Consider the following 21,378-nt stretch of genomic DNA (forward strand, 5'->3'; position numbering starts at 1 on the left):
GATCGGATCAACCGATCGTCACACCGGAGCGCTCCACGAGCCACCGGGGGCTCTCGGGTCCCTCCGCGGGCCACCGGGCGCTCCCGGGTCCCTCCGTGGGCTGGGCCGCCCGGCGTGCTCAGGCCTCGAACGGGCGCGCCGGCCAGGGGGCCTCCGCCGGGCGCAGGGCGTCGAGCCCGTCGCCCCGCTCCGCCGCGACCAGCGAGAGCACCCCCACCACCAGGCAGTTGTTGTGCAGGTCACCCGCGAGCACGCCCCGCACCAGGTCCCCGACGGGGACCCGCGCCAGCTCCATGTCGGCCTCTTCGTCCTCGACCGCGAAGCGCTCCCCCTCGGCCTCCGACAGGTTCCGCGCGAGGAAGATCCGTACGGCCTCGTCGCAGCCGCCGGGGGTGGTGTAGACGTCGGTCAGCACCCGCCAGTCCTCGGCCTTGACGTGCGCCTCCTCGTACAGCTCGCGCTGGGCGGCGTGCAGCGGGTTCTCACCGGGGACGTCGAGCAGGCCGGCCGGGATCTCCCACAGCTTCTCGCGCACGGGGTGCCGGTACTGCCGGATGACCAGGACCCGGCCCTCGTCGTCCAGGGCCAGCACGGCCACGGAGCCGGGGTGGACCTGGTAGTCGCGGGTCACCACGGTGCCGTTGGGCATCACCACGTCGTCCGTGCGGACGGAGGTCTTCTTGCCCTGGAAGGGGGTCGCGGTGCCCCGCACCTCCCACTCCTCGGCGATGTCCTTGATGGTGCTGCCCGTCATGCCAGACCTGCCCTTTCAGACGTACGCGAAAAGCCGGGGCCCGCGCGTTTGAATGCGCGTGCCCCGGCCACCGTACAACCGGTGTGCTACTTCGACGTCTTCCCCGTCTTCCGCTCGACCGCGGCCTTGACCAGCCCGGCGAACAGCGGGTGCGGGCGGGTCGGACGCGAGCGCAGCTCCGGGTGCGCCTGCGTGGCGACCAGGTAGGGGTGGACGTCACGCGGATACTCGACGTACTCGACGAGCTTGCCGTCCGGGGAGGTGCCCGAGAAGACGATCCCGGCCTTCTTCTCCAGCTCCGCGCGGTAGGCGTTGTTCACCTCGTAGCGGTGGCGGTGCCGCTCCTCGACGTACTCCTTGCCGTCGTAGACCTCGCGGACGATGGAGTCCTCGGCCAGCTTGGCCGGGTACATGCCGAGCCGCATGGTGCCGCCCATGTCGCCCTCGCCGGCCACGATGTCCAGCTGCTCGGCCATGGTCGAGATGACCGGGTGGGAGGTGGCCGGGTCGAACTCGGTGGAGTTGGCGTCGGTGATGCCGGCCAGGTTGCGCGCGGCCTCGACCACGATGCACTGCAGGCCCAGGCACAGGCCCAGCAGCGGGATCTTGTTCTCGCGGGCGTACTTGATCGCGCCGACCTTGCCGAGCACGCCGCGGTCGCCGAAGCCGCCGGGGATGCAGATCGCGTCGACGTCGCCGAGCTGCGCCTTGGCGCCGGCCGGGGTCTTGCAGTCGTCGGACGTGACCCACTTGATCTTCACGCGGGCCTTGTTGGCGAAGCCGCCCGCGCGCAGCGCCTCGGTGACCGACAGGTAGGCGTCGGGCAGGTCGATGTACTTGCCGACCAGGGCCATGACGATCTCGTGGTCGGGGTTGTGGACCCGGTCGAGCAGGTCGTCCCAGGTCGTCCAGTCCACGTCGCGGAACGGCAGGTCCAGCTTGCGCACGACGTAGGCGTCCAGGCCCTCGGTGTGCACGACCTTCGGGATGTCGTAGATCGAGCGGGCGTCGGGGCAGGCCACCACGGCGGCCTCGTCGACGTCGCACATCAGGGAGATCTTGCGCTTGATCGCGGTCGGCACCTCGCGGTCGCAGCGCAGCACGATCGCGTCCGGCTGGATACCGATGTTGCGCAGCGCGGCCACGCTGTGCTGGGTCGGCTTGGTCTTCAGCTCACCCGAGGGGCCGATGTACGGCAGGAGCGAGATGTGGACGACGAAGACGTTGTCCCGGCCCACCTCGTGCCGCACCTGGCGGACGGTCTCCAGGAACGGCAGCGACTCGATGTCGCCGACCGTGCCGCCGACCTCGGTGATCACGACGTCGACCTCGTCCGTCGCCATACGGCGGATGCGGTGCTTGATCTCGTTGGTGATGTGCGGGATGACCTGCACGGTGTCGCCCAGGTACTCGCCGCGCCGCTCCTTGGCGATCACCGTCGAGTACACCTGGCCTGTAGTGACATTGGCGGAGCCGTCCAAGTCACGGTCGAGGAAGCGCTCGTAGTGTCCGATGTCCAGGTCGGTCTCGGCACCGTCGTTGGTGACGAACACCTCACCGTGCTGGAAGGGGTTCATCGTGCCAGGGTCGACATTGAGGTACGGGTCGAGCTTCTGCATCACGACGCGCAGACCCCGTGCCTTGAGCAGCATGCCGAGGCTGGAGGCGGTCAGCCCCTTGCCGAGCGAGGAGGCGACACCCCCGGTGACGAAGATGTGCTTGGTCGTCGAGGCTGTGCTGTTTCGAAAAACGGCGGGCGGCATGGCCAAGAGGGGGCTCCCGTGGTCGCGATCTGGGGTGCGGTGCGCTCGTCGTGCCACCCGGTGGTCCCGGGTCGTCGTCGGCGGCGCCGTCGCTGCGGTTCCGGGGTTTTTCTCCCACCGGTCCACGGGCTACCAGCGTATCAGCGCCTCGGGGCGATGGCTTCCGGCCACCCTCCGCGCACGCCCGGTCACCCAGGCGCGCGGCTCACCGTTTCCTCACCGGGTGCTCACCCGTTCGGCGGATCCGCGTTGTCCGGAGCGGCACACAGATCATCTACGTGCGTCGTATCCTGCTCGGACGTTCGCTGCCGAGCCCGCCCGGCGACACGGCACCACCCCTCGCCCGTCAGAACCGGAACCACGAGAGCTCGTCAGTTCGTTGAGCAGCGATTCGTTGAGCAACAATTGTCGTTTGCGGCACAGCGTTTGGCTTCACGGCCGGACGGCTGCTTTGCTTCATGGCTCAACGACGCATGACAAACCCCCCTTGACCGCACTAGCGACCGCCCCCACGCGGGGTGACGTGGCCGTTCGACTGGAGTTGCACGTGGCCGGGCGCATCGAAGACTACGCACTCATCGGAGACATGCAGACCGCTGCCCTGGTCTGCCGGGACGGCACAGTCGACTGGCTGTGCCTGCCCCGCTTCGACTCGCACGCCATCTTCGCCGGTCTGCTGGGCACCGAGGAACACGGCTTCTGGCGGCTCGGTCCGGCCTTCGCCCCCGGCGCCGAGCCGCCGAACGCCGCCCGGCGGAGCTACCGCGGCGACTCGCTGATCCTGGAGTCCGAGTGGGACACCCCGCGCGGCACGGTCCGGGTGACCGATTTCATGCCGCCGCGCGACGGCGCGCCGCAGGTGATCCGGATCGTGGAGGGCGTCTCCGGCCGGGTGCCGATGCGCTCGGAGCTGCGGATGCGTTTCAGCTACGGCCGGGTGGTCCCGTGGGTGCACAAGCAGGACGGCCGGACGGTGGCCGTCGCGGGCCCCGACTCCGTGTGGTTCGACACCGAGGTCGAGACCTACGGCAAGGCGCTGACCACGTACGCGGACTTCACGGTCGCGCCGGGTGACCGGATCGCCTTCACCATCTCCTGGGAGCCCTCGCACAAGGGGGCACCCGCGCTGCCGGAGCCGGAGCAGTCCCTGGAGGCGACGGAGGACTTCTGGCGCGAGTGGGTCGAGCACTGTACGTACCACGGGCCCTACCGCGAGGCCGTGGTCCGCTCCCTGATCACGCTCAAGGCCCTCACCTACGCCCCCACCGGCGGCATCGTCGCCGCGCCCACCACCTCCCTGCCGGAGGAGATCGGCGGCGTCCGCAACTGGGACTACCGCTACACCTGGCTGCGCGACGCGGCGATCACCCTCTCCTCGCTGCTGCGCACCGGCTACCGCGAGGAGGCCCGCGCCTGGCGGGAGTGGCTGCTGCGCGCGGTCGCCGGCGACCCGGAGAACCTGCAGATCATGTACGGCATCGCCGGCGAGCGCGAGCTGGGCGAGGCGGAGCTGGACTGGCTGCCCGGCTACGAGAACTCCGGGCCGGTCCGGGTCGGCAACGGCGCCGCCCACCAGCTCCAGCTGGACGTGTACGGCGAGGTCACCGAGGCCCTGCACCTGGCCCACATGACGGGCCTGTCCCGCAACGACTACGCCTCGGTGCTCCAGCTCAAGCTGATCCGCTACCTGGAGGACCACTGGCAGGAGCCGGACGAGGGCATCTGGGAGGTGCGCGGTCCGCGCCGCCACTTCGTGCACTCCAAGGTGATGGCCTGGGTCGCCGTCGACCGCACCATCAAGCTGATCGAGTCCGGCGACGCCGACGGCCCGCTGGAGCGCTGGAAGCAGCTGCGCGACGACATCCACCGGGACGTGTGCGAGAAGGGCTACGACAAGGAACGCAACACCTTCACCCAGTCCTACGGCTCCCAGGAGCTGGACGCCTCCCTGCTGCTGATCCCGCAGATGGGCTTCCTGCCGCCGGACGACAAGCGGGTGATCGGCACCATCGAGGCCATCCAGCGGGAGCTGTCCACGTCGGACGGCTTCATCCTGCGCTACCCGACCGAGGGCGGCGACGAGGGAGTGGACGGCCTCCCCGGCGACGAGGGCGCCTTCCTGGCCTGCTCGTTCTGGATGGCCGACGACCTGGCGATGATCGGCCGCGTGGACGAGGCCCGCAAGCTCTTCGAGAAGCTCCTCGCCCTGCGCAACGACCTGGGCCTCCTGGCCGAGGAATGGGACCCCCGCCTCCAGCGCCAGGTCGGCAACTTCCCCCAGGCCTTCAGCCACGTCCCCCTGATCGACACGGCCCTGCGCCTCACGGCGAGCGGCGCGTACGGAGGCTGACACCAGCGGCAGGGGGCCTCCGCTCCCTGCCGCCGCCCATGGCCGCGGGCAGTCGTGCCTCCCCCAGTGCCTGAACGGCCTGGGAGGTGCCCCCAGGTCGGCACGGGTGGGCGCGGCGGCACCCCGCCACGCCGGGCCGCGACACCCACCCCCGCTCCACCCCCACGCCGGGCACCCCGCAACCACCGGCCCGGCACCCCCACGCCCCCCCGCCGCCCCCACCCCAGGTACCGTCCGCCGCATGAACACCCCCAGCGCACCCCCGCCCACGGGGATCACCGTGCAGCGCGCCCTGGAACTCCCCGGCCTCCGCAGCGGCCTCCCGGAGATCCTCGCCGGCGCCGACCGCCTGCACCGCACCGTGCGCTGGGTGCACGCCGGCGAGGTCCCCAACATCGCCTCCCTCCTCAAGGGCGGCGAACTCCTCCTCACCACCGGCTACGGCCTCGGCACCCGCCCCGCCGAACAGCGCGCCTTCGTCCGCACCCTCGCCGACCGCGGCATCGCGGCCCTCGTCATGGAACTGGGCCCGCGCTTCGCGAGGCTCCCCGCGGCTCTCGTGGACACCGCCCGCGCCGCCGGCCTCCCGCTGGTCCAGCTGCACCGCGAGGTGCCGTTCGTGACGGTCACCGAGGAGATCCACACCGAGATCGTCAACGGCCACTACGCCCTGCTCCAGCGCGCCGAGGAGGTCCACCGCCGCTGCACCGAGGCCCTGCTCGGCGGCGGCGGCGTCCCGCAGGTGCTCGGCATCCTGGCCGGCTTCGGCGACAACCCGGTCTTCCTGGAGACCACCGACGGCCGCCTGCTGTACGCCGCCGGCTCCGGCCCCGAGGGCGCCGACGCGCTCCAGGTGTGGGAGGGGCTGCGCGGCCCGCACAAGGACGCCCCGCCCCCGGCGGGTTCCGTCCTGGTGGACGTGCCCGGCGGCGGGCCCGGCACCGGCTCGGTGCGGGCGCGGCTCGTCCTGCTGCCCGTACGGTCCCCCCTGGCGCCGGTGCACCGGATGGCGGCGGAGCGGGCGGCCGGGATCCTCGCCGTCGTGCTGATGCAGGCGCGCCAGGAGGAGGAGCTGGCCGCGCGCGGGCGCGGCGACTTCCTCACCGACCTCGCCGAGGGCCGGATCACCGCGGACGCCGCCCCGGCGCAGGCCCGCGTGCTGGGCTTCAAGCCGGGCACCGGCCCGCTGCTCCCGGTGGTGATGCGCCTGGACGACGCCCTCTCCCCCGCGGGCGGCGGCTGGGCGGTGCTCGCGCGCGCGGTCGCCGAGGAGCTGGCGTCGGTCGGGGTGCCGGTCCTGCTGGGCGTACGTCCCGTGGAGGGCCGGGTCCCGCTCCTGCTGGGCCTGCGTTCGGAGTCGGAGCGGGCGGCGGTCGCGGACCGGGTCGCGGCGGCGTTGCGGGCGGGCGTGGAGCGGGCCGGGATGCAGCCGCCGGGAGCGCGGCCGCCCGTCGTGGTCGTCGGGGTGGCCGGTGGCTGGGCGGGGGCGTCGGCGGGTCTGCGGCACGCGGCGGAGACGGCCGCCGCGGCCCAGGGGCTCACCGACCGGCCCTGGTACGACGCCCGGCGCCTGGACATCGACCTGCTGCTGTGGCGGCTGCGCGAGCATCCGGACCTCGCGGCCTTCGTGGACCGGGCGATCGGCCCCCTGCGCGATCACGACAACCGCTCCAAGCCGCCGCTGCTGCCCACCCTCCAGACGTATCTGGCGCACGCCGGCCGCAAGGCGGAGACGGCACGCGAGCTGCATCTCAACCGGCAGACGCTCTACAACCGGCTGGCCCGGATCGGGGAGCTGCTGGGCACGGACCTCGACGACCCGCAGACCGTGCTGGCGCTGAGCCTGGCCCTGCGCGCCCGCCGGCACGTGCCCTAGCGGCAGCGCCCCGAACCGGCCGGCACACGCCTAGAGCAGGGGCGTCGGCCGCGTCAACTCGTCGTACACGCTGAGGACCTGGGCGACGGTCTCGTCCTCGGTCGGCCAGGTGGCGGCCTGCCGTACGCCCTCGTCCTTCAGCTCCTCGCACCGCGCGGGGTCGGCGAGCAGCCGTACGACGGCGTCGGCGAGCGCGTGCGCGTTGCCGTCCGGGACGAGTTCGGCGGCGTCGCCGACGAGTTCGGGGACGCCTCCCACGTCGCTCGCGACGAGCGGCACGCGCGCGTGGAGGGCCTCCTGGGCGAGGACGGAACGCGCCTCCCGGCGGCTCGGCAGCACGGCGAGGTCGGCCGCCGCCAGCAGGTCGGGCACGTCGTCGCGGCTGCCGACGAGCACCACGGGCAGCCCCTCGTCCTCGATCCGCCGCTGCAACTCCGCGCGCAGGGGGCCCTCCCCGGCGATGACGACCAGCGGCACCGGGTCCAGCCGGCGCCAGACACGGGCCGCGTCGAGCAGGACGTCGTACCCCCGGTGCCGCTCCAGGGAACCGACCGCGACCAGCAACGGGCGGCCGATGGCGCCGAGTTCGGCCCGGAGCTTGGGGCGCCGCCGGTCGGGGTCGTCGGGCTCGTCCGCCCGGGCCGCTCGGGCGGGGAGGGCGACGGGGCCGAGCCGGGCGTCCCGCGCGCCCGTTCCCCGCGCCCTGTCGACCAGGTCGGAGGTGGCGCCGAGCACCACGGTGGCGGCCCTCATCACCCGCCGCTCCAGCACGCGCAGCAGGTGGGCGCGGGCGCCCTCGGCGTGGGCCCGGTCGTGGTAGGTGACGACGAAGGGGGTGCGGACCCGCCGCCCGCCGAGGGCCAGCGCGGCACGGAAGGAGGCGTGCAGCCCGTGCGCGTGCACCAGGTCGGCGTCCGCGCACACCGCGCGCAGCGCAGCCACGGAGACCGGGTCGCTGCTGCGGGGCACGTGCACGTGGTCGGCCCCGGCGCCGGTGAAGTCGTAGATGCGTTCCGCATCGGCGGGGGCGCACACCGTCACTTTCACGCCCCGTGCGACGAGCCCCGCGGCCAGGGACCGCACGTGCGTGCTGCTGCCGGCGTTGCCGCCGCCCAGCACCTGCACGGTGCGCAGCGGCGACTGGCCGTGCGGTGAGTGGCTGCTCACGGGGGTCACGTGGCCGGGGCTCCTGGTTCGGCGGGGGACGGTCACGAAGAACGTACAGAAGGATGGTGGGGAGAGGGGGCGTCGCGCGGTTTCCCGCGCGTTACTCCGTCAAGGATGCCAGGCCGTACGGGTGTTCCGGGAACGACGGCAGTCGCGGGCGGGCGGCCTCCGGGGCAACGAGGTGGAGCCGATTCACTCACACGAGTGAGCGCGCGGCCTCGCTCACCCTCTCTCCGCACGCCGCGGCGGCCACGAGCGCGACGGCGTGCGCGGCGAGCGCCGCCCGGCCGGTCCCGGCGGCCACCGCGACCCCGAGGGCCGCTCCCAGCGCGTGTGCTCCCGTGTCGCCGAGCATCGTGCGCCCGGCGGCGTCGTCGGGCAGTACGGCCGCGGCCGCCCCCATGGCGGCGGCCGCCGTGTCCGCGCCGGGCCCGCCGCGCAGCAGCCCGGGCGCCCCGAGCGCGAGGACCACCGCACCGGCCCGTCCGGGCCGTACGTCCACGAGGTTCACGAAGTGCGCGGCCCCGGCGACGACGACGCCCGCGAGCACCTTGTCCAGCGGCCGTTCCCTCATCGCCGCGCCCGCGGCGAGCCCGGCCGCGGAGATCCCGAGCAGCTTCACCGCCCCGCTGGTGACCTCGCCGTCCCGCAGCGCGGCCAGATGCGCCCGGAAGCCGCTGCGGGCGTCCCCGGCGCCCGCGACGTCGTCGTAGGCACCGCAGACCCCGGCCGCGAGCACGGCGAACCCCGCGGCGGGGCGCACCCGGGCGGCCCCCACGGCCGCCGCCACGCCGGCGGCGGGCCCCGCGTACAGGTCCACGGTCCATCCGGCGTGGTTGACGCGCTCCCACCTTTCCCGGCCGCCCGGCGCCGCGGCACGCAGCGCGCCCAGTCCGGTGCGCGCGAGGGCGGCGGCGAGGGCGAGGGAGGCGCCGGTCCGACGGATGCGGTTGATCATCCGGACACCCTACGGGCGCGGCGGACCGTGCCCCTACGCGTCCGCGCGGGCCGTCTCCAGGAGTTCCTCCGCGTGCGCCCGGGCGGTCTCGGAGTCCTCCTGGCCGGCCAGCATCCGGGACAGCTCCCGGATCCGCTCCTCTCCCTCCAGGACCTTCACCCCGGACCGGGTCACCGACCCGTCGTTCGTCTTCTCCACCAGCAGCTGCCGGTCGGCGAACGCGGCCACCTGCGGCAGGTGCGTGACGACCACGACCTGCGCGCTCTTCGCGAGCCGCGCCAGACGCCGCCCGATCTCCACCGCCGCCTTGCCGCCGACACCGGCGTCGACCTCGTCGAAGAGGTACGTCGGCACCGGGTCGGTGCCCGCGAAAACGACCTCCACCGCCAGCATCACGCGCGACAGCTCACCGCCGGACGCCCCCTTGGCGATCGGCCGCGCCGGCGCTCCCGGGTGCGGGGCGAGCAGCAGCTCGACCTCGTCGACGCCCGACGGCCCGTACGCGACCGTACGCCCGTCGACCTCCACGCCCTCGGGGTCCTCGGTCTGCCGGATCGCGAACGACACGCGCGCGTGGGGCATGGCGAGCGACGCCAGCTCGGCGGTCACCGCGGCGGCGAACCGCTCGGCGGCCTCCGTCCGCGCGTCCGTCAGCGCCTGCGCCAGCCCGCCCAGCTCCGCCCGGAGCGCGTCGCGTTCGGCGGTCAGTTCGCCGATCCGCTCGTCGTCGCCGTCCAGCTCGGTCAGCCGCGCGGCGCTCTGCTCGGCCCAGGTCAGCACGGCGGCGACGTCCTCGCCGTACTTCCGGGTGAGCGCGGTGAGCGCGGCCCGCCGCTCCTCGACCGCCGCCAGCCGCAGCGGGTCGGCGTCCAGGTCGTCGGCGTACCCGGCCAGCTCCCCGGCCACGTCCCGCAGCAGGATCCCGACCTCGCCGATCCGCTCGGCGAGCGCCGCCAGCGCCGGGTCGTGCGACCGTACGGCGTCCAGGGCCCGCTGGGCGCCCGCCACGAGCGTGGACGCGTCGACGCCCTCGGGGTCCTCCGGGTTGCCGGCCAGCGCGGCGTGCGCGGCGGTGGCGGCCGACGCGAGCGCCTCGGCGTGCCCCAGCCGCTCCGCCTCCTCCGCCAGTTCCACGTCCTCGCCGGCGCGCGGCTCGACGGCCGCCACCTCGTCGAGGCCGTAGCGCAGCAGGTCGGCCTCCTGGGCGCGCTCACGCGCGCGCGTGGTGATCTCCTCCAGCTCGCGGACGACGGCCCGCAGCCGCCGGTGGGCCTCCGCGTACTTGGTGAGCGGTACGGCGACCGCGTCACCCGCGTACCGGTCCAGCGCCTGCCGCTGCCGGGTCAGTTTGAGCAGCCCCTGCTGGTCGGTCTGCCCGTGCACGGCCACCAGCTCGTCGGCCAGCTCGGCGAGCATCCCCACGGGCACCGAGCGCCCGCCCAGGTGCGCGCGCGAGCGGCCCTCGGCGGAGACGGTACGGCTGATCAGCAGCGCCCCGTCGTCCAGCTCGGCCCCGGCCTCCTCGGCCCGGACGGCGACCGCGGCGTCCGGGGGTACGGCGATCCGCCCCTCGACGACCGCGTTCTTCGCCCCGATCCGCACCAGCGCCGCGTCCGCGCGTCCGCCCAGCAGCAGCCCCAGGCTGGTGACCACCATGGTCTTGCCGGCACCCGTCTCACCGGTGACCGCGGTGAACCCGGGCGACAGCTCGACAACGGCGTCGTCGATGACTCCGAGCGACCGTATCCGCATCTCCTCAAGCACGGACACGACCATACGAGGTGAAAGGCGGGAAGCGCACACAGGCCACCCATGTCACGCCGGGGCGGTGCACGCCGCCAGGAGCGCGGGGAACTGCGCGACCAGCCACAACACGCCCGCCCCCCGCGACGTACGGAACCACCCCTTCGAGTCCGCTAGGGCCTGTCTGACAATTCCCGCCTGCCTCGCGACGCCATGCACGCACTCTCGCCGCACCGGGCGCAGAGCCGAGTACATCCAGTACGAGGCTCTACGCCCGGCACGCCGAGAGCACGCACCTGACGCCGCGAGGCCGCCCTCCGGGCGACGACGCGAATTGTCAGACAGGCCCTAGTGCGGCGCCCCGCGCCACCCGGACACCGGCAACGCGAACTTCGCCACCAGCCGGTCCGTGAACGACGCGTGATGCAACCGGGCCAGCCGCACCGGCACCGCCCCCCGCCGGACCTCCACCCGCGCCCCCGGCGGCAGCTCCACGGTCCGCCGCCCGTCGCACCACAGGACACCCGGCGGGATGTGGGGCAGCACCTCCACCGCGAGCACCGAGTCCGGCGAGGTCACCAGCGGCTTGGCGAACAGCGCGTGCGCGCTGATCGGCACCATCAGCAGCGCCTCCACCTCGGGCCACACCACCGGCCCGCCGGCCGAGAAGGCGTACGCCGTCGACCCGGTCGGCGTCGACAGCACGATGCCGTCGCAGCCGAAGCCCGTCACCGGCCGTCCGTCGATCTCCAGCACGACTTCCAGCAGCTTCTCGGCACCGGCCTTCTGCACGGCCGCCTCGTTCAGCGCCCAGTCGGTGTGCACGATGTCGCCGTTGCGGTGCACGACGACGTCGACCGTCATCCGCTCCTCGACCTCGTACGCCCGGTTCACCACCCGGTCGACGACCTTGTCGAGGTCGTCGCGCTCGGCCTCCGCGAGGAAGCCGACCCGGCCGAGGTTGACGCCGAGCATCGGCACCCCGGAGGCGCGGGCGAACTCGGCGCCGCGCAGCAGCGTCCCGTCACCGCCCAGCACGATCAGCAGCTCGCAGCCGTCGAGGCACTGCGGGGTGGCCTCCCCGACCAGCTCCACCTCGGCCGGCAGCGGCAGGTCGCGCGCCTCGGCCTCCAGGACGCGCACCCCGATGCCGGCCAGCAGCAGTCCCTTGACCACGAGCTCCGCGCTGCGGATGGCCGCCGGACGCCCGGTGTGGGCGAGCAGGAAAACAGTACGAGCTCGGTTCTGTGTCAACGCGGCCCCTCCGCCACTGCACGGTCAACGTCGGCCGGGTCCAGTTCACCGGCCCCGGCCCGCAGCCACAGAAAGTACTCGACGTTCCCGGAGGGACCGGGCAGCGGACTGGCCGTGACCCCCTTCACGCCGAGCCCCAGGTCCCAGGCCCGGCGGGCGACCCCCGTCACGGCCTCGGACCGCAGCTGCGCACTGCGCACCACTCCCCCGCTGCCCAGCCGCTCCTTCCCGACCTCGAACTGCGGCTTCACCATCATCACCAGGTCGGCGTCCGGCCGGGTGCACCGCACCAGCGCGGGCAGGACCAGTCCGAGCGGGATGAAGGACAGATCCCCCACGACCAGGTCCACGGGCTCCCCGTCGATCGCTTCCGGCGTCAACTCGCGTACATTCGTACGGTCCTTGACGGTGACGCGTTCATCCTGCCGGAGCGACCAGGCGAGCTGCCCGTAGCCGACGTCGACGGCGACCACGTGCGCGGCACCCGCGCGCAGCAGTACGTCGGTGAAGCCTCCGGTGGACGCGCCGGCGTCCAGGGCCCGCCGGCCCTCGACGACGAGGCCCTGCGGCACGAAGGCCGCGAGGGCGCCGGCCAGCTTGTGGCCGCCGCGCGAGACGTAGTCGGGGTCGCTGTCGTCGGCGGTCACCACGATCGCGGCGGCGGTCTCCACCTGCGTGGCGGGCTTGGTCGCGACGGTCTTGCCGACCAGGACCCGCCCGGCGGCGATCAGCTGGCTCGCGTGCTCGCGCGAGCGCGCGAGCTTCCGGCGGACCAGCTCCGCGTCGAGACGGCGGCGTGCGACTCCTGCCACGTTCGGTTCAGCTCCTGTGTTCGTGAGGCCGTGGGGGCGCCGGAGGACCCGGGCGGGCGTCGAGCGCGGTGAGCGCGTCGCGCAGCCCCTGGTGTACATCCTCGTACACCTGGACATGTCCGTCCGTGGGCAGGTGGTCGGCGTCGGCCAGCCGCGCCAGCCGGGCGTCCACCTCGGCGTTGCCGGTCGGAGGGCGGGGGACGTCCAGGGGCGCGGGGGCCGCGGGCTCGTGCGCCTGCTCCGTCCCCGGGGAGTCCGGCTCCGGCTCCGGTACTGCGTCGCTCATGCCCCGACGCTACCGCGTACCGCTGGGGTACCGTCGGTGCCGATGGCGACGACTGAGGAGTGCCGCGCCGCACTCGAGAAGCTTTCGGACACCATGGGCAGCGCCGAAGGGGACGTGCGGTCGGCCGCCGAGCTGGACCGCTCGGTGAGCTGCCACATCACCGACCTGGACGTCACCTTCGCCGGGCGCATGGCGGACGGCCGGATCGACGTACGCGAGACCCTTGAGGGGCCGCCGCGCGAGAAGGCGCAGATCAGGCTGGCGATGACCGGTGACGACCTGGTGGCCCTGGTCGACGGCGAGCTGCATTTCGCCAAGGCCTGGGGCTCGGGCCGGGTGAAGCTGGAGGCGGGCCTGCGCGACCTGCTCCGCCTCAGAAAGCTTCTGTAGCCCGCCCTGGAAGTGCTCTGCAACCCGCCTCAGGAAGCCTTCGAGGCCGCCGCCTTCTCCCGCTTGCCGCCCGCCGCGTCCCGTGCCTTGCGCGCGGCCGGCACCACCAGGGGCGTGCCCGTCTCCGGGTCGTCGATGACCTGGCAGCGCAGCCCGAAGACCCGCTCGACCAGGTCGGCCGTGACGATGTCCTTCGGCGCGCCCTCGGCGATGACCTCGCCGCCGCGCAGGGCGATGAGGTGGGTGGCGTACCGGGCGGCGTGGTTGAGGTCGTGCAGGACGGCCACGAGCGTGCGGCCCTGCTCCTCGTGGAGTTCCGCGCACAGGTCGAGGACGTCGATCTGGTGCTGGATGTCGAGGTACGTGGTCGGCTCGTCGAGGAGCAGCAGCGGGGTCTGCTGGGCGAGCGCCATGGCGATCCACACGCGCTGGCGCTGGCCGCCGGAGAGTTCGTCGACGTAGCGGTCGGCGAGTTCCAGGACGCCGGTCTGCGCCATCGACTCCTGGACCACCCGCTCGTCCTCGGTCGACCACTGGCGCAGGATGCCCTGGTGCGGGTAGCGGCCGCGGCCGACGAGGTCGCCGACGGTGATGCCGTCGGGCGCGATGGACGACTGCGGCAGCAGGCCGAGGGTGCGGGCGACCTGCTTGGCGGGCATCGACTGGATGACCGACCCGTCGAGGAGCACCCGGCCCTGGGTGGGCTTCAGCATCCGCGACAGCGCCCGCAGCAGGGTGGACTTGCCGCACGCGTTCGGGCCGACGATCACCGTGAAGGAGTTGTCGGGTATCTCCACCGACAGCTTCTCCGCGATGACCCGCTGGTCGTAGGCGAGGGTGACGTTCTCGGCGGTCAGGCGGTTCACGTTGCTCCTTTGGTTGTTCAGCCCGCTGCGGACCTGGGCGCCGGCGCTCATATCCGGCCCGCCTTGCGCTCGGTGACCAGCAGCCACAGCAGATAGACGCCGCCGAGCACGCCGGTGACGACACCCACGGGCAGCTGGTCGGCGCCGAAGGCCCGCTGGGAGATCCAGTCGGCCGAGACCAGCAGGGCGGCGCCCATGCACAGGGACGGCAGCAGGTTGGGGCCCGGCGAGCGGGTCAGGCGCCGGGCGAGCTGCGGCGCGGTCAGGGCGACGAAGCTGACCGGCCCCGCGGCCGCGGTGGCGGCGGCGGTGAGCAGGACGGCGGCCACCATCAGCAGCGCCCGCACGCGCTCGACGCGCACCCCGAGGGCGTACGAGACGTCGTCGCCCATCTCCATCATCCGCAGCGCGCGTCCGTTGGTGAGCACCAGCGGGACGAGGACGGCGCACAGGGCGAGCAGCGGCCAGACGTGCGCCCAGTCGCGCCCGTTGAGGGAGCCCGTCATCCACACGACGGCGCGGGAGGCGTCGACGATGTCGGCCCGGGTGAGCAGGTAGCCGTTGACGGCCGTGACGATCGCGGACACGCCGATGCCGACCAGGACCAGCCGGTACCCGTGCACGCCCCGCTTCCAGGCGAGCAGGTAGATGGCGAGGCCGGTCACCAGGCCGCCGACCAGCGCGCCGACGGTGACCTGGGCCGAGGTCCCCGAGAACAGCACGATCATGGTGAGGGCGCCGGCCGTCGCGCCCTGTCCGAGGCCGAGCACGTCCGGGCTGCCCAGCGGGTTGCGCGAGATGGCCTGGAAGAGCGCCCCGCCCAGCCCGAGCGCGGCGCCGACCAGCAGTCCGACCAGGACGCGAGGCAGCCGCAGTTCGTTGACGATGAATTCCTGGCTCGCGTTGCCCTCGCCGGCCAGGGTCCTGAGCACGTCGGCCGCCGGAATCTCGAAGTCGCCGGTGCCGATGAGCGCGACGCTCGCGGCGAGCGCGACGAGCAGCAGCAGGGCGACGACGACGGTGGCCCGTACGTCCAGACGGAAGGAGAGCCCGCCGGGGCTCCGCACGGCACGGTTGGTCTTCACGGTGGTTCCGGTCCTCACGGTCGCCCCGGTCCTCGCGGTCTTGCCGGTCCTCGCGGTCTTGCCGGTCCTCACAGCTGGGCCGTCCTCCGCCGTCGTACGAGATGGATGAAGACCGGCCCGCCGAGGACGGCGGTGACGATGCCGACCTGGAGTTCCGCGGGCCGCGCGACGATCCGGCCGAGGACGTCCGCGCCGAGCAGCAGCACGGGCGACAGGATCGCCGCGTACGGCAGGATCCAGCGCATGTCGGGCCCGGTGAACGAGCGGACCACGTGCGGGACCATCAGGCCGACGAACACGATGGGCCCGCAGGCCGCGGTCGCCGCCCCGCACAGCACGGTCGCGGCGAGCATGGACAGCGCCCGGGTGCGGTTCAGGTTGGCGCCGAGGGCCTTGGCGGTGTCGTCGCCCATCTCCATGGCGTTGAGCGGCCGGGACAGCGCGAGGGCGAGGACGGTGCCCACCACGAAGAACGGCAGCACCTCCATGATGGTCTCGTCGGTCGCCGAGGACAGCGAACCGACCGTCCAGAAGCGCATCCGGCCCAGCGCGGCGTCGTCCATGATCATCACGGCCTGGAGGTAGCCGAAGAGCGCGGCGCTGATCGCCGTACCGGCCAGCACCAGCCGCACCGGCGTGGCCCCCCTGCTGCCGCCCAGGAACCAGACCAGCGCGCCGACCCCCGCGGCACCGGCGAAGGCGAACCACACGTACCCGGTCAGCGAGGTGACGCCGAAGAAGGTGATGGCCGTGACGACCGCCGCGGAGGCGCCCGCGTTGATGCCGAGCAGGCCGGGGTCGGCCAGCGGGTTGCGGGTGAGCGCCTGGAGCACGGCTCCGGCGAGGCCGAGCGCGGCGCCGGCCAGCAGACCGAGCACGGTCCGCGACAGCCGCTCGCTCACCACGACGTCGCCGTACGTGCCCGAGTCGTGGAACAGGCCGTGCCAGACCTGCGCGAGGGAGAGGTCCTTGGCGCCGATCGCGATGCTCGCCACCGCGATGAGCACCAGCATCGCCGCGGATACGGGCAGTCCGACGGCACGCAGCACACGGCGCTTCGGAGGTGGCGCGGTCGCGGGTTCCGCGCGCTGTTCGGGGGGACTGTCGACCAACACGCGGTTAGGTTAGCCTACCCTGCCAATCGATCACGATCCCGAGGACGCAACTCCGCACCCCGTGCGGCCAGGATCCCGCTCCACCACAAGGGGCACGCGCCTCCACAACGGTCACGGCCCCCGGAGGGGCGCCGCTCGGGCTCCCGCTCCACCGCGGACGAGCTCGCGCTCACCCGTGACCGCGCTCCTTCCCCATGCGCGGACTCACAACCCCACCACGCGGACTCACAACCCCAGTCGTGCCAACGCCTTCCCGGAGTCCAGCTCGCACCCCGCCTCCCCTCCCGCCGTCCAGGCCGCCGCGCACAGCGCACGCAGTCCGTCCAGCGCCACCCCGTCGCCTTCCAGCTCCAGCCGCTCCCCGCCCGCGGTCGCCGTCCAGCCCCCGCAACGGAAGCCGCCGCTCCCGTCCGCGACGCCCGTCACCTCCGGCTGCCCGGTGAGCAGCCCGCGCAGATCCGCGTCGACGTACGTCGGCCGGTGCCGCGGCGGCGCCGCCAGCAACTGCGCGCCGTCGGTCACGCCGGTCAGCACGAGCAGCGAGTCGACCTCGCCGTTGAACGCGCCCTCGATGTCGGTGTCCAGCCGGTCCCCGACCACCAACGGCCGCCGCGCGCCGGTGCGCAGGATCGTCTCCCGGTGCATGGGGGGCAACGGCTTCCCCGCGACCTGCGGCTCGGCCCCGGTGGCGATCCGCACGACCTCCACCGCCGCCCCGTTGCCCGGCGCGATGCCCCGGGCGCCCGGAATCGTCAGGTCGGTGTTGGAGGCGTACCACGGCACGCCGCGCGCGATGGCGTAACAGGCCTCCGCGAACCGCCCCCACGGCAGCTCGGGCCCGCCGAACCCCTGCACCACCGCCGCCGGATCGTCCTCCGCCGACTCCACCGGCTCCAGCCCGCGCTCCCGCAGCGCGACCCGCAGCCCCTCACCGCCGATCACCAGCACCCGCGCGCCCGACGGCACCTGCTCGGCGATCAGCCGGGCCACCGCCTGCGCCGAGGTGATGACGTCGTCGGCGTCCGTCGGTATGCCCAGCTCGGTGAGGTGCGCGGCCACCGTGTCGGGGGTCCGCAGCGCGTTGTTCGTGACGTACGCCAGGTGCATGCCGCCCGCGCGGGCGGTGGCGAGCGAGTCGACCGCGTGAGCGATCGCGTTCCCCCCGGCGTACACGACCCCGTCCAGGTCGAGCAGCGCCGTGTCGTACGCCTCGCTCAGGCCCCGCCCACTGCCCTCGGGCCTCGTCCTGACGCTCCGGCTCATCGCACATCGCTCCTCGTTCGACGTCTTTCCCCCGATCATCCCCCATGCCACCGACACACGTACGATGCCGGGATGAACTCTGCAGGTCACCCGGAAGCAACGGCGCGCCGGGGCCTGGAACTCACCCCGTTCCGAGGCCTCCGCTACGACCCCGACCGGGTCGGCAGCCTGGCCGCCGTGACGTCCCCGCCCTACGACGTCGTGGTCCGCCCCGACGGCCTGCACCACCTCGAGTCCGCCGACCCGTACAACATCGTCCGCCTGATCCTCCCCCAGGCCGCCACGCCCGAGGCGCGTAACGAACAGGCCGCCCGCACCCTGCGCCGCTGGATGTCGGAGGGCGTCCTCACCGCCGACCCCGACCCCGGCCTGTACGTCTACGAGCAGCGCGACGGTGACGGCATGCTGCAACGCGGCATCATCGGCGCCCTGCGCGTGACGGACCCCTCGGAGCACATCGTGCTGCCGCACGAGGACGTCATGCCCCACGTGGTCGCCGACCGCGCGGCACTCATGCGGGCCACCTGGGCCAACCTCGAACCCCTGCTCCTCACCTACCGAGGCAACGGCCCCACCGCGGCCACGACCACCGTCGTGGAACGCGCCGCCGGCCGGCCGCCGCTCCTGTCGACCACCACGGAGGACGGCTTCTGCCACCGCCTGTGGTCGGTCACCGACCCCGACGAGCTGGCCCGCGTGCGGTCCGAGCTGGCCGGACACCAGGCCCTCATCGCCGACGGCCACCACCGCTGGGCCACCTACCGCAGGCTCCGCGCGGAGCACCCGTCGCCCGGCCCGTGGGACCACGGCCTCGTCCTCCTCGTCGACACGGCCCGCTACCCGCTCCGCGTCCGCGCCATCCACCGCCTGCTGCACGGCCTCCCGGTGAGCGACGCCGTGGCCGCCCTGGACGGCCACTTCCGCGTCCGCCGCCTGGACAGCGCCCTGGCCGGGTCCCTGGACGCCCTGGCGCAGGCGGCCGACACGGGCAACGCCTTCCTCCTCGCCGGCGACGGCGCCTTCCACCTCGTGGACCGCCCGGACCCCGGCCTGCTCGCCCGCACGGTCCCCACCGACCGCCCCGAAGCCTGGCGCACGCTGGACGCCACGGTCCTGCACGCCACGCTCCTGGCCCACGTCTGGCACGTCCCCGACGACTCAGCGGCCCACGTGTCCTACATCCACGACACGGCGGCCACCGTCGAGAAGGCGGAACGCGACGGCGGTACGGCGGTACTGATGCACCCCGTCCGCGAGGAGGTCGTCCGCGAGCTGGCCCAACAGGGCGTCACGATGCCGCGCAAGTCGACGTCCTTCGGCCCGAAACCGGCCTCGGGCCTGGTGCTGCGCGCGCTGGACCTGTGACACGGCACGACGAAGGGGCGGAACCGTACGCCGGTCCCGCCCCTTCGTCATGCCGTGGACGTCAGTCCTTCTCGCCCTCCGCGTCCTTGTCCTTCTCCTCGGCCTCGGCGTCGACCTCGGAGGCGGCGCTCACCACGTCGCCCTCACCCTCATCCTCGACAAGGGCGTCCATGAACTCGACACCGTCCAGTTCGGCCAGCCGGTCGGAGGCGTCCGTGCTCCCGTCCCGGTCGGACTCGACGGCCTTGGCGAACCACTCCCGCGCCTCCTGCTCCCGGCCGGCGGCCAGCAGCGCGTCGGCGTAGGCGTACCGCAGTCGCGCGGTCCAGGGCTGTACGGAGTGGGAGGCCAGCTCGGGGCTCTGCAGCGTCACGATGGCCGCGTCCAGCTGCCCCATGTCCCGCCGGGCCCCGGCCGCCACGAGCCGCATCTCGACCTGACCGGCCTTGTCCAGCTTGTGCACCTCGGGAGCGCCGGCCATGTCCAGCGCCTTCTCCGGCCGGCCGAGCCCGCGTTCGCAGTCGGCCATGACCGGCCACAGCTCGACGGACCCGGTCATCCGCCGAGCGGCCCGGAACTCGGCCAGGGCCTCGCTGTACTTCTGGTTGGCGTACGCGGCGAACCCGCCGGCCTCCCGTACGGCGGCGACACGGGACGCCAGACGCAGGGCGATCTTGGAGTAGGCGTACGCCGTCTCCGGGTCCTCGTCGAGCAGCCTGGCGACCATCACCAGGTTCCTGGCGACATCCTCAGCGAGCGTCTTGGGCAGGCTCTGCAGCTCCTGCCGTACGTCCTTGTCGATCTCGTCGCCCGTGACCTCGTCCGGGATCGGCAGACGCTTGATCGGCTCGCGGTCACGGTCCCGCTCCTCACGGAAACGGCCTCCGCCGCCCTGCCGGTCGTCCCGCCCGCGGAACCCACCGGGCCGGCCACCCCGGTCATCACGGCGAGGGCCACCGCGCCCACCACGATCGTCCCGGCCACGGAACCCGCCACGGTCCCCACCACGACTGTCGTCCCGCCGGAACCCACCCCGGTCACCCCGGTCGTCACGCCGGAACGGAGGACGCTCCCCACCCCGGTCATCACGCCGTTCATCCCGGCGGTACGTGGGGCGGTCACCACGGTCGCCGCGGTCGTCCCGACGGAAACCGGAGCGGTCTCCCCGGTCGTCCCGACGGTCGTCACGCCGGTCGTCCCCACGGTCGTCCCGACGGAACGCCGGACGCTCACCACGGTCCCCACCCCGGTCATCACGCCGGAAGGACGGACGGTCCCCACCCCGGTCATCACGCCGGAAGGACGGACGGTCCCCACCCCGGTCATCACGCCGGAACCCACCACGGTCCCCGCCACGATCACGATCATCACGACGCGGCCCACGATCACGATCATCACGCCGGAACGGAGGACGCTCCCCACCCCGGTCATCACGCCGATCGTCACGCCGGTCATCCCGCCGGTACGTGGGGCGGCCGCCGCGGTCGCCGCGGTCGTCCCGACGGAAACCGGACCGGTCTCCCCGGTCATCCCGACGGTCGTCACGCCGGTCATCCCGACGGTCGTCCCGACGGAACGCCGGACGCTCACCACGGTCCCCCTGGTCATCACGCCGGAACGACGGACGGTCCCCACCCCGGTCATCACGACGGAACCCACCACGATCGCCACCACGATCACGATCATCACGACGCGGCCCACGATCACGATCATCACGCCGGAACGGAGGACGCTCCCCACCCCGGTCATCACGCCGATCATCACGCCGGTCATCCCGCCCACGGAACCCACCGGGCCGGCCACCCCGGTCATCACCTCGACGGTCGTCGCGACGGAAGCCGCCCCGGTCGCGGTCGCCGCCCTCACGACGCCCCGCACCTCCACGGTCATTGCCGCCGCGGAAACCACCGCGGTCCCCGCGCTGACCGTTGCGGTCGCCGCGGTCACCACTGTCCCGTCGCCGCTGGTCGCGCTCCGGTCGGTCGTCGGGAGAGTTGGGGGACATCGGTGACTCCTGTCTTCGGTACTGCAAGTCATTCTCGCGCAGCCGGGTACCCGGTGCGCCCTGGAAAAACGAAAGGACCCCTGGTCCCCAGCTGAACGCTGGGGACCAGGGGTCCTTCCCAAAGATTGTTCGGCGGCGTCCTACTCTCCCACAGGGTCCCCCCTGCAGTACCATCGGCGCTGTAAGGCTTAGCTTCCGGGTTCGAAATGTAACCGGGCGTTTCCCCTACGCTATGACCACCGAAACCCTAATGGTTTCGAGCGAACAAGCACACTCTTCAATTGTGCGTTCTACTCAAATCCGGCAACGGTCGTTGCCTCAGAACT

Annotated in this window: 18 protein-coding genes and 1 rRNA gene; 4 read left to right on the top strand and 15 right to left on the bottom strand. The window is 73.2% G+C overall.

Annotated features, from left to right (window positions below):
• Nucleotides 1–118: 118 nt before the first annotated feature.
• Nucleotides 119–754 (bottom strand): NUDIX domain-containing protein, encoded by a 636-nt coding sequence (locus ACFIF2_RS29440; protein ID WP_395576274.1) that lies wholly within the window; start codon nt 752–754, stop codon nt 119–121.
• An 86-nt stretch (nt 755–840) separates the two neighbouring features.
• A complete protein-coding gene (locus ACFIF2_RS29445; RefSeq protein ID WP_395576296.1) occupies nt 841–2,517 on the bottom strand; it encodes a CTP synthase in 1,677 nt (558 codons plus the stop codon).
• A 547-nt stretch (nt 2,518–3,064) separates the two neighbouring features.
• Here ACFIF2_RS29445 and ACFIF2_RS29450 point away from each other — a divergent pair.
• The gene (locus ACFIF2_RS29450; RefSeq protein ID WP_395576297.1) at nt 3,065–4,867 is read left to right on the top strand and encodes a glycoside hydrolase family 15 protein; all 1,803 of its coding nucleotides are present in this window, start codon (nt 3,065–3,067) and stop codon (nt 4,865–4,867) included.
• Nucleotides 4,868–5,108: 241 nt separating this feature from the next.
• Complete coding sequence (locus tag ACFIF2_RS29455) at nt 5,109–6,743, top strand: PucR family transcriptional regulator (protein WP_395576275.1); 1,635 nt, start codon at nt 5,109–5,111, stop codon at nt 6,741–6,743.
• A 30-nt stretch (nt 6,744–6,773) separates the two neighbouring features.
• On the opposite strand, the gene ACFIF2_RS29460 is transcribed toward ACFIF2_RS29455, so the two are convergent.
• From ACFIF2_RS29460 to ACFIF2_RS29485, 6 genes are all read right to left on the bottom strand, one after another.
• Nucleotides 6,774–7,919: a glycosyltransferase family 4 protein gene (locus ACFIF2_RS29460; RefSeq protein ID WP_395576276.1), complete on the bottom strand. Its 1,146-nt coding sequence runs from the start codon at nt 7,917–7,919 to the stop codon at nt 6,774–6,776.
• Nucleotides 7,920–8,106: 187 nt separating this feature from the next.
• A complete protein-coding gene (locus ACFIF2_RS29465) occupies nt 8,107–8,868 on the bottom strand; it encodes a hypothetical protein (RefSeq protein WP_395576277.1) in 762 nt (253 codons plus the stop codon).
• Between the two features lie 33 nt (nt 8,869–8,901).
• The gene (gene recN / locus ACFIF2_RS29470; protein ID WP_395576278.1) at nt 8,902–10,644 is read right to left on the bottom strand and encodes a DNA repair protein RecN; all 1,743 of its coding nucleotides are present in this window, start codon (nt 10,642–10,644) and stop codon (nt 8,902–8,904) included.
• Between the two features lie 315 nt (nt 10,645–10,959).
• Nucleotides 10,960–11,865, bottom strand: coding sequence for an NAD kinase (locus ACFIF2_RS29475; RefSeq protein WP_395576279.1), 906 nt, complete (start codon nt 11,863–11,865; stop codon nt 10,960–10,962).
• Nucleotides 11,862–12,677, bottom strand: coding sequence for a hemolysin (locus tag ACFIF2_RS29480; RefSeq protein ID WP_395576280.1), 816 nt, complete (start codon nt 12,675–12,677; stop codon nt 11,862–11,864). Before ACFIF2_RS29480 ends, ACFIF2_RS29475 begins: the two co-directional genes overlap by 4 nt.
• 7 nt (nt 12,678–12,684) lie before the next feature.
• The gene (locus ACFIF2_RS29485; protein WP_395576281.1) at nt 12,685–12,963 is read right to left on the bottom strand and encodes a hypothetical protein; all 279 of its coding nucleotides are present in this window, start codon (nt 12,961–12,963) and stop codon (nt 12,685–12,687) included.
• Nucleotides 12,964–13,005: 42 nt separating this feature from the next.
• Between ACFIF2_RS29485 and ACFIF2_RS29490 the strand changes: the two genes are divergently transcribed.
• On the top strand, nt 13,006–13,353 hold the full coding sequence (locus tag ACFIF2_RS29490) for a sterol-binding protein (RefSeq protein WP_395576282.1): 348 nt from the start codon (nt 13,006–13,008) through the stop codon (nt 13,351–13,353).
• A gap of 29 nt (nt 13,354–13,382) precedes the next feature.
• On the opposite strand, the gene ACFIF2_RS29495 is transcribed toward ACFIF2_RS29490, so the two are convergent.
• The 4 genes from ACFIF2_RS29495 to ACFIF2_RS29510 all read right to left on the bottom strand — a co-directional run bounded on the left by ACFIF2_RS29495 (nt 13,383) and on the right by ACFIF2_RS29510 (nt 17,682).
• A complete protein-coding gene (locus ACFIF2_RS29495; protein ID WP_395576283.1) occupies nt 13,383–14,270 on the bottom strand; it encodes an ABC transporter ATP-binding protein in 888 nt (295 codons plus the stop codon).
• Nucleotides 14,267–15,304: a FecCD family ABC transporter permease gene (locus ACFIF2_RS29500; RefSeq protein ID WP_395576298.1), complete on the bottom strand. Its 1,038-nt coding sequence runs from the start codon at nt 15,302–15,304 to the stop codon at nt 14,267–14,269. The genes ACFIF2_RS29495 and ACFIF2_RS29500 overlap by 4 nt, the downstream gene beginning before the upstream one ends.
• A 68-nt stretch (nt 15,305–15,372) precedes the next feature.
• The gene (locus ACFIF2_RS29505) at nt 15,373–16,419 is read right to left on the bottom strand and encodes a FecCD family ABC transporter permease (RefSeq protein WP_395576284.1); all 1,047 of its coding nucleotides are present in this window, start codon (nt 16,417–16,419) and stop codon (nt 15,373–15,375) included.
• A 225-nt stretch (nt 16,420–16,644) separates the two neighbouring features.
• A complete protein-coding gene (locus ACFIF2_RS29510) occupies nt 16,645–17,682 on the bottom strand; it encodes an HAD hydrolase-like protein (protein ID WP_395576285.1) in 1,038 nt (345 codons plus the stop codon).
• Nucleotides 17,683–17,754: 72 nt separating this feature from the next.
• Between ACFIF2_RS29510 and ACFIF2_RS29515 the strand changes: the two genes are divergently transcribed.
• Nucleotides 17,755–19,047 carry a DUF1015 domain-containing protein gene (locus tag ACFIF2_RS29515; protein WP_395576286.1) on the top strand — a complete coding sequence of 431 codons (1,293 nt, stop codon included), beginning with the start codon at nt 17,755–17,757 and terminating at the stop codon, nt 19,045–19,047.
• A gap of 61 nt (nt 19,048–19,108) precedes the next feature.
• Here ACFIF2_RS29515 and ACFIF2_RS29520 read toward each other — a convergent pair whose 3' ends face one another.
• The 3 genes from ACFIF2_RS29520 to rrf all read right to left on the bottom strand — a co-directional run bounded on the left by ACFIF2_RS29520 (nt 19,109) and on the right by rrf (nt 21,296).
• The gene (locus tag ACFIF2_RS29520) at nt 19,109–19,882 is read right to left on the bottom strand and encodes a tetratricopeptide repeat protein (RefSeq protein WP_395576299.1); all 774 of its coding nucleotides are present in this window, start codon (nt 19,880–19,882) and stop codon (nt 19,109–19,111) included.
• Nucleotides 19,774–20,913, bottom strand: coding sequence for a hypothetical protein (locus ACFIF2_RS29525; protein ID WP_395576287.1), 1,140 nt, complete (start codon nt 20,911–20,913; stop codon nt 19,774–19,776). The genes ACFIF2_RS29520 and ACFIF2_RS29525 overlap by 109 nt, the downstream gene beginning before the upstream one ends.
• A gap of 266 nt (nt 20,914–21,179) precedes the next feature.
• Nucleotides 21,180–21,296, bottom strand: a 5S ribosomal RNA gene (gene rrf, locus ACFIF2_RS29530).
• Between the last annotated feature and the right edge of the window lie 82 nt (nt 21,297–21,378).

This window comes from Streptomyces sp. BK79 (assembly GCF_044142145.1).
GTDB lineage: Bacteria > Actinomycetota > Actinomycetes > Streptomycetales > Streptomycetaceae > Streptomyces.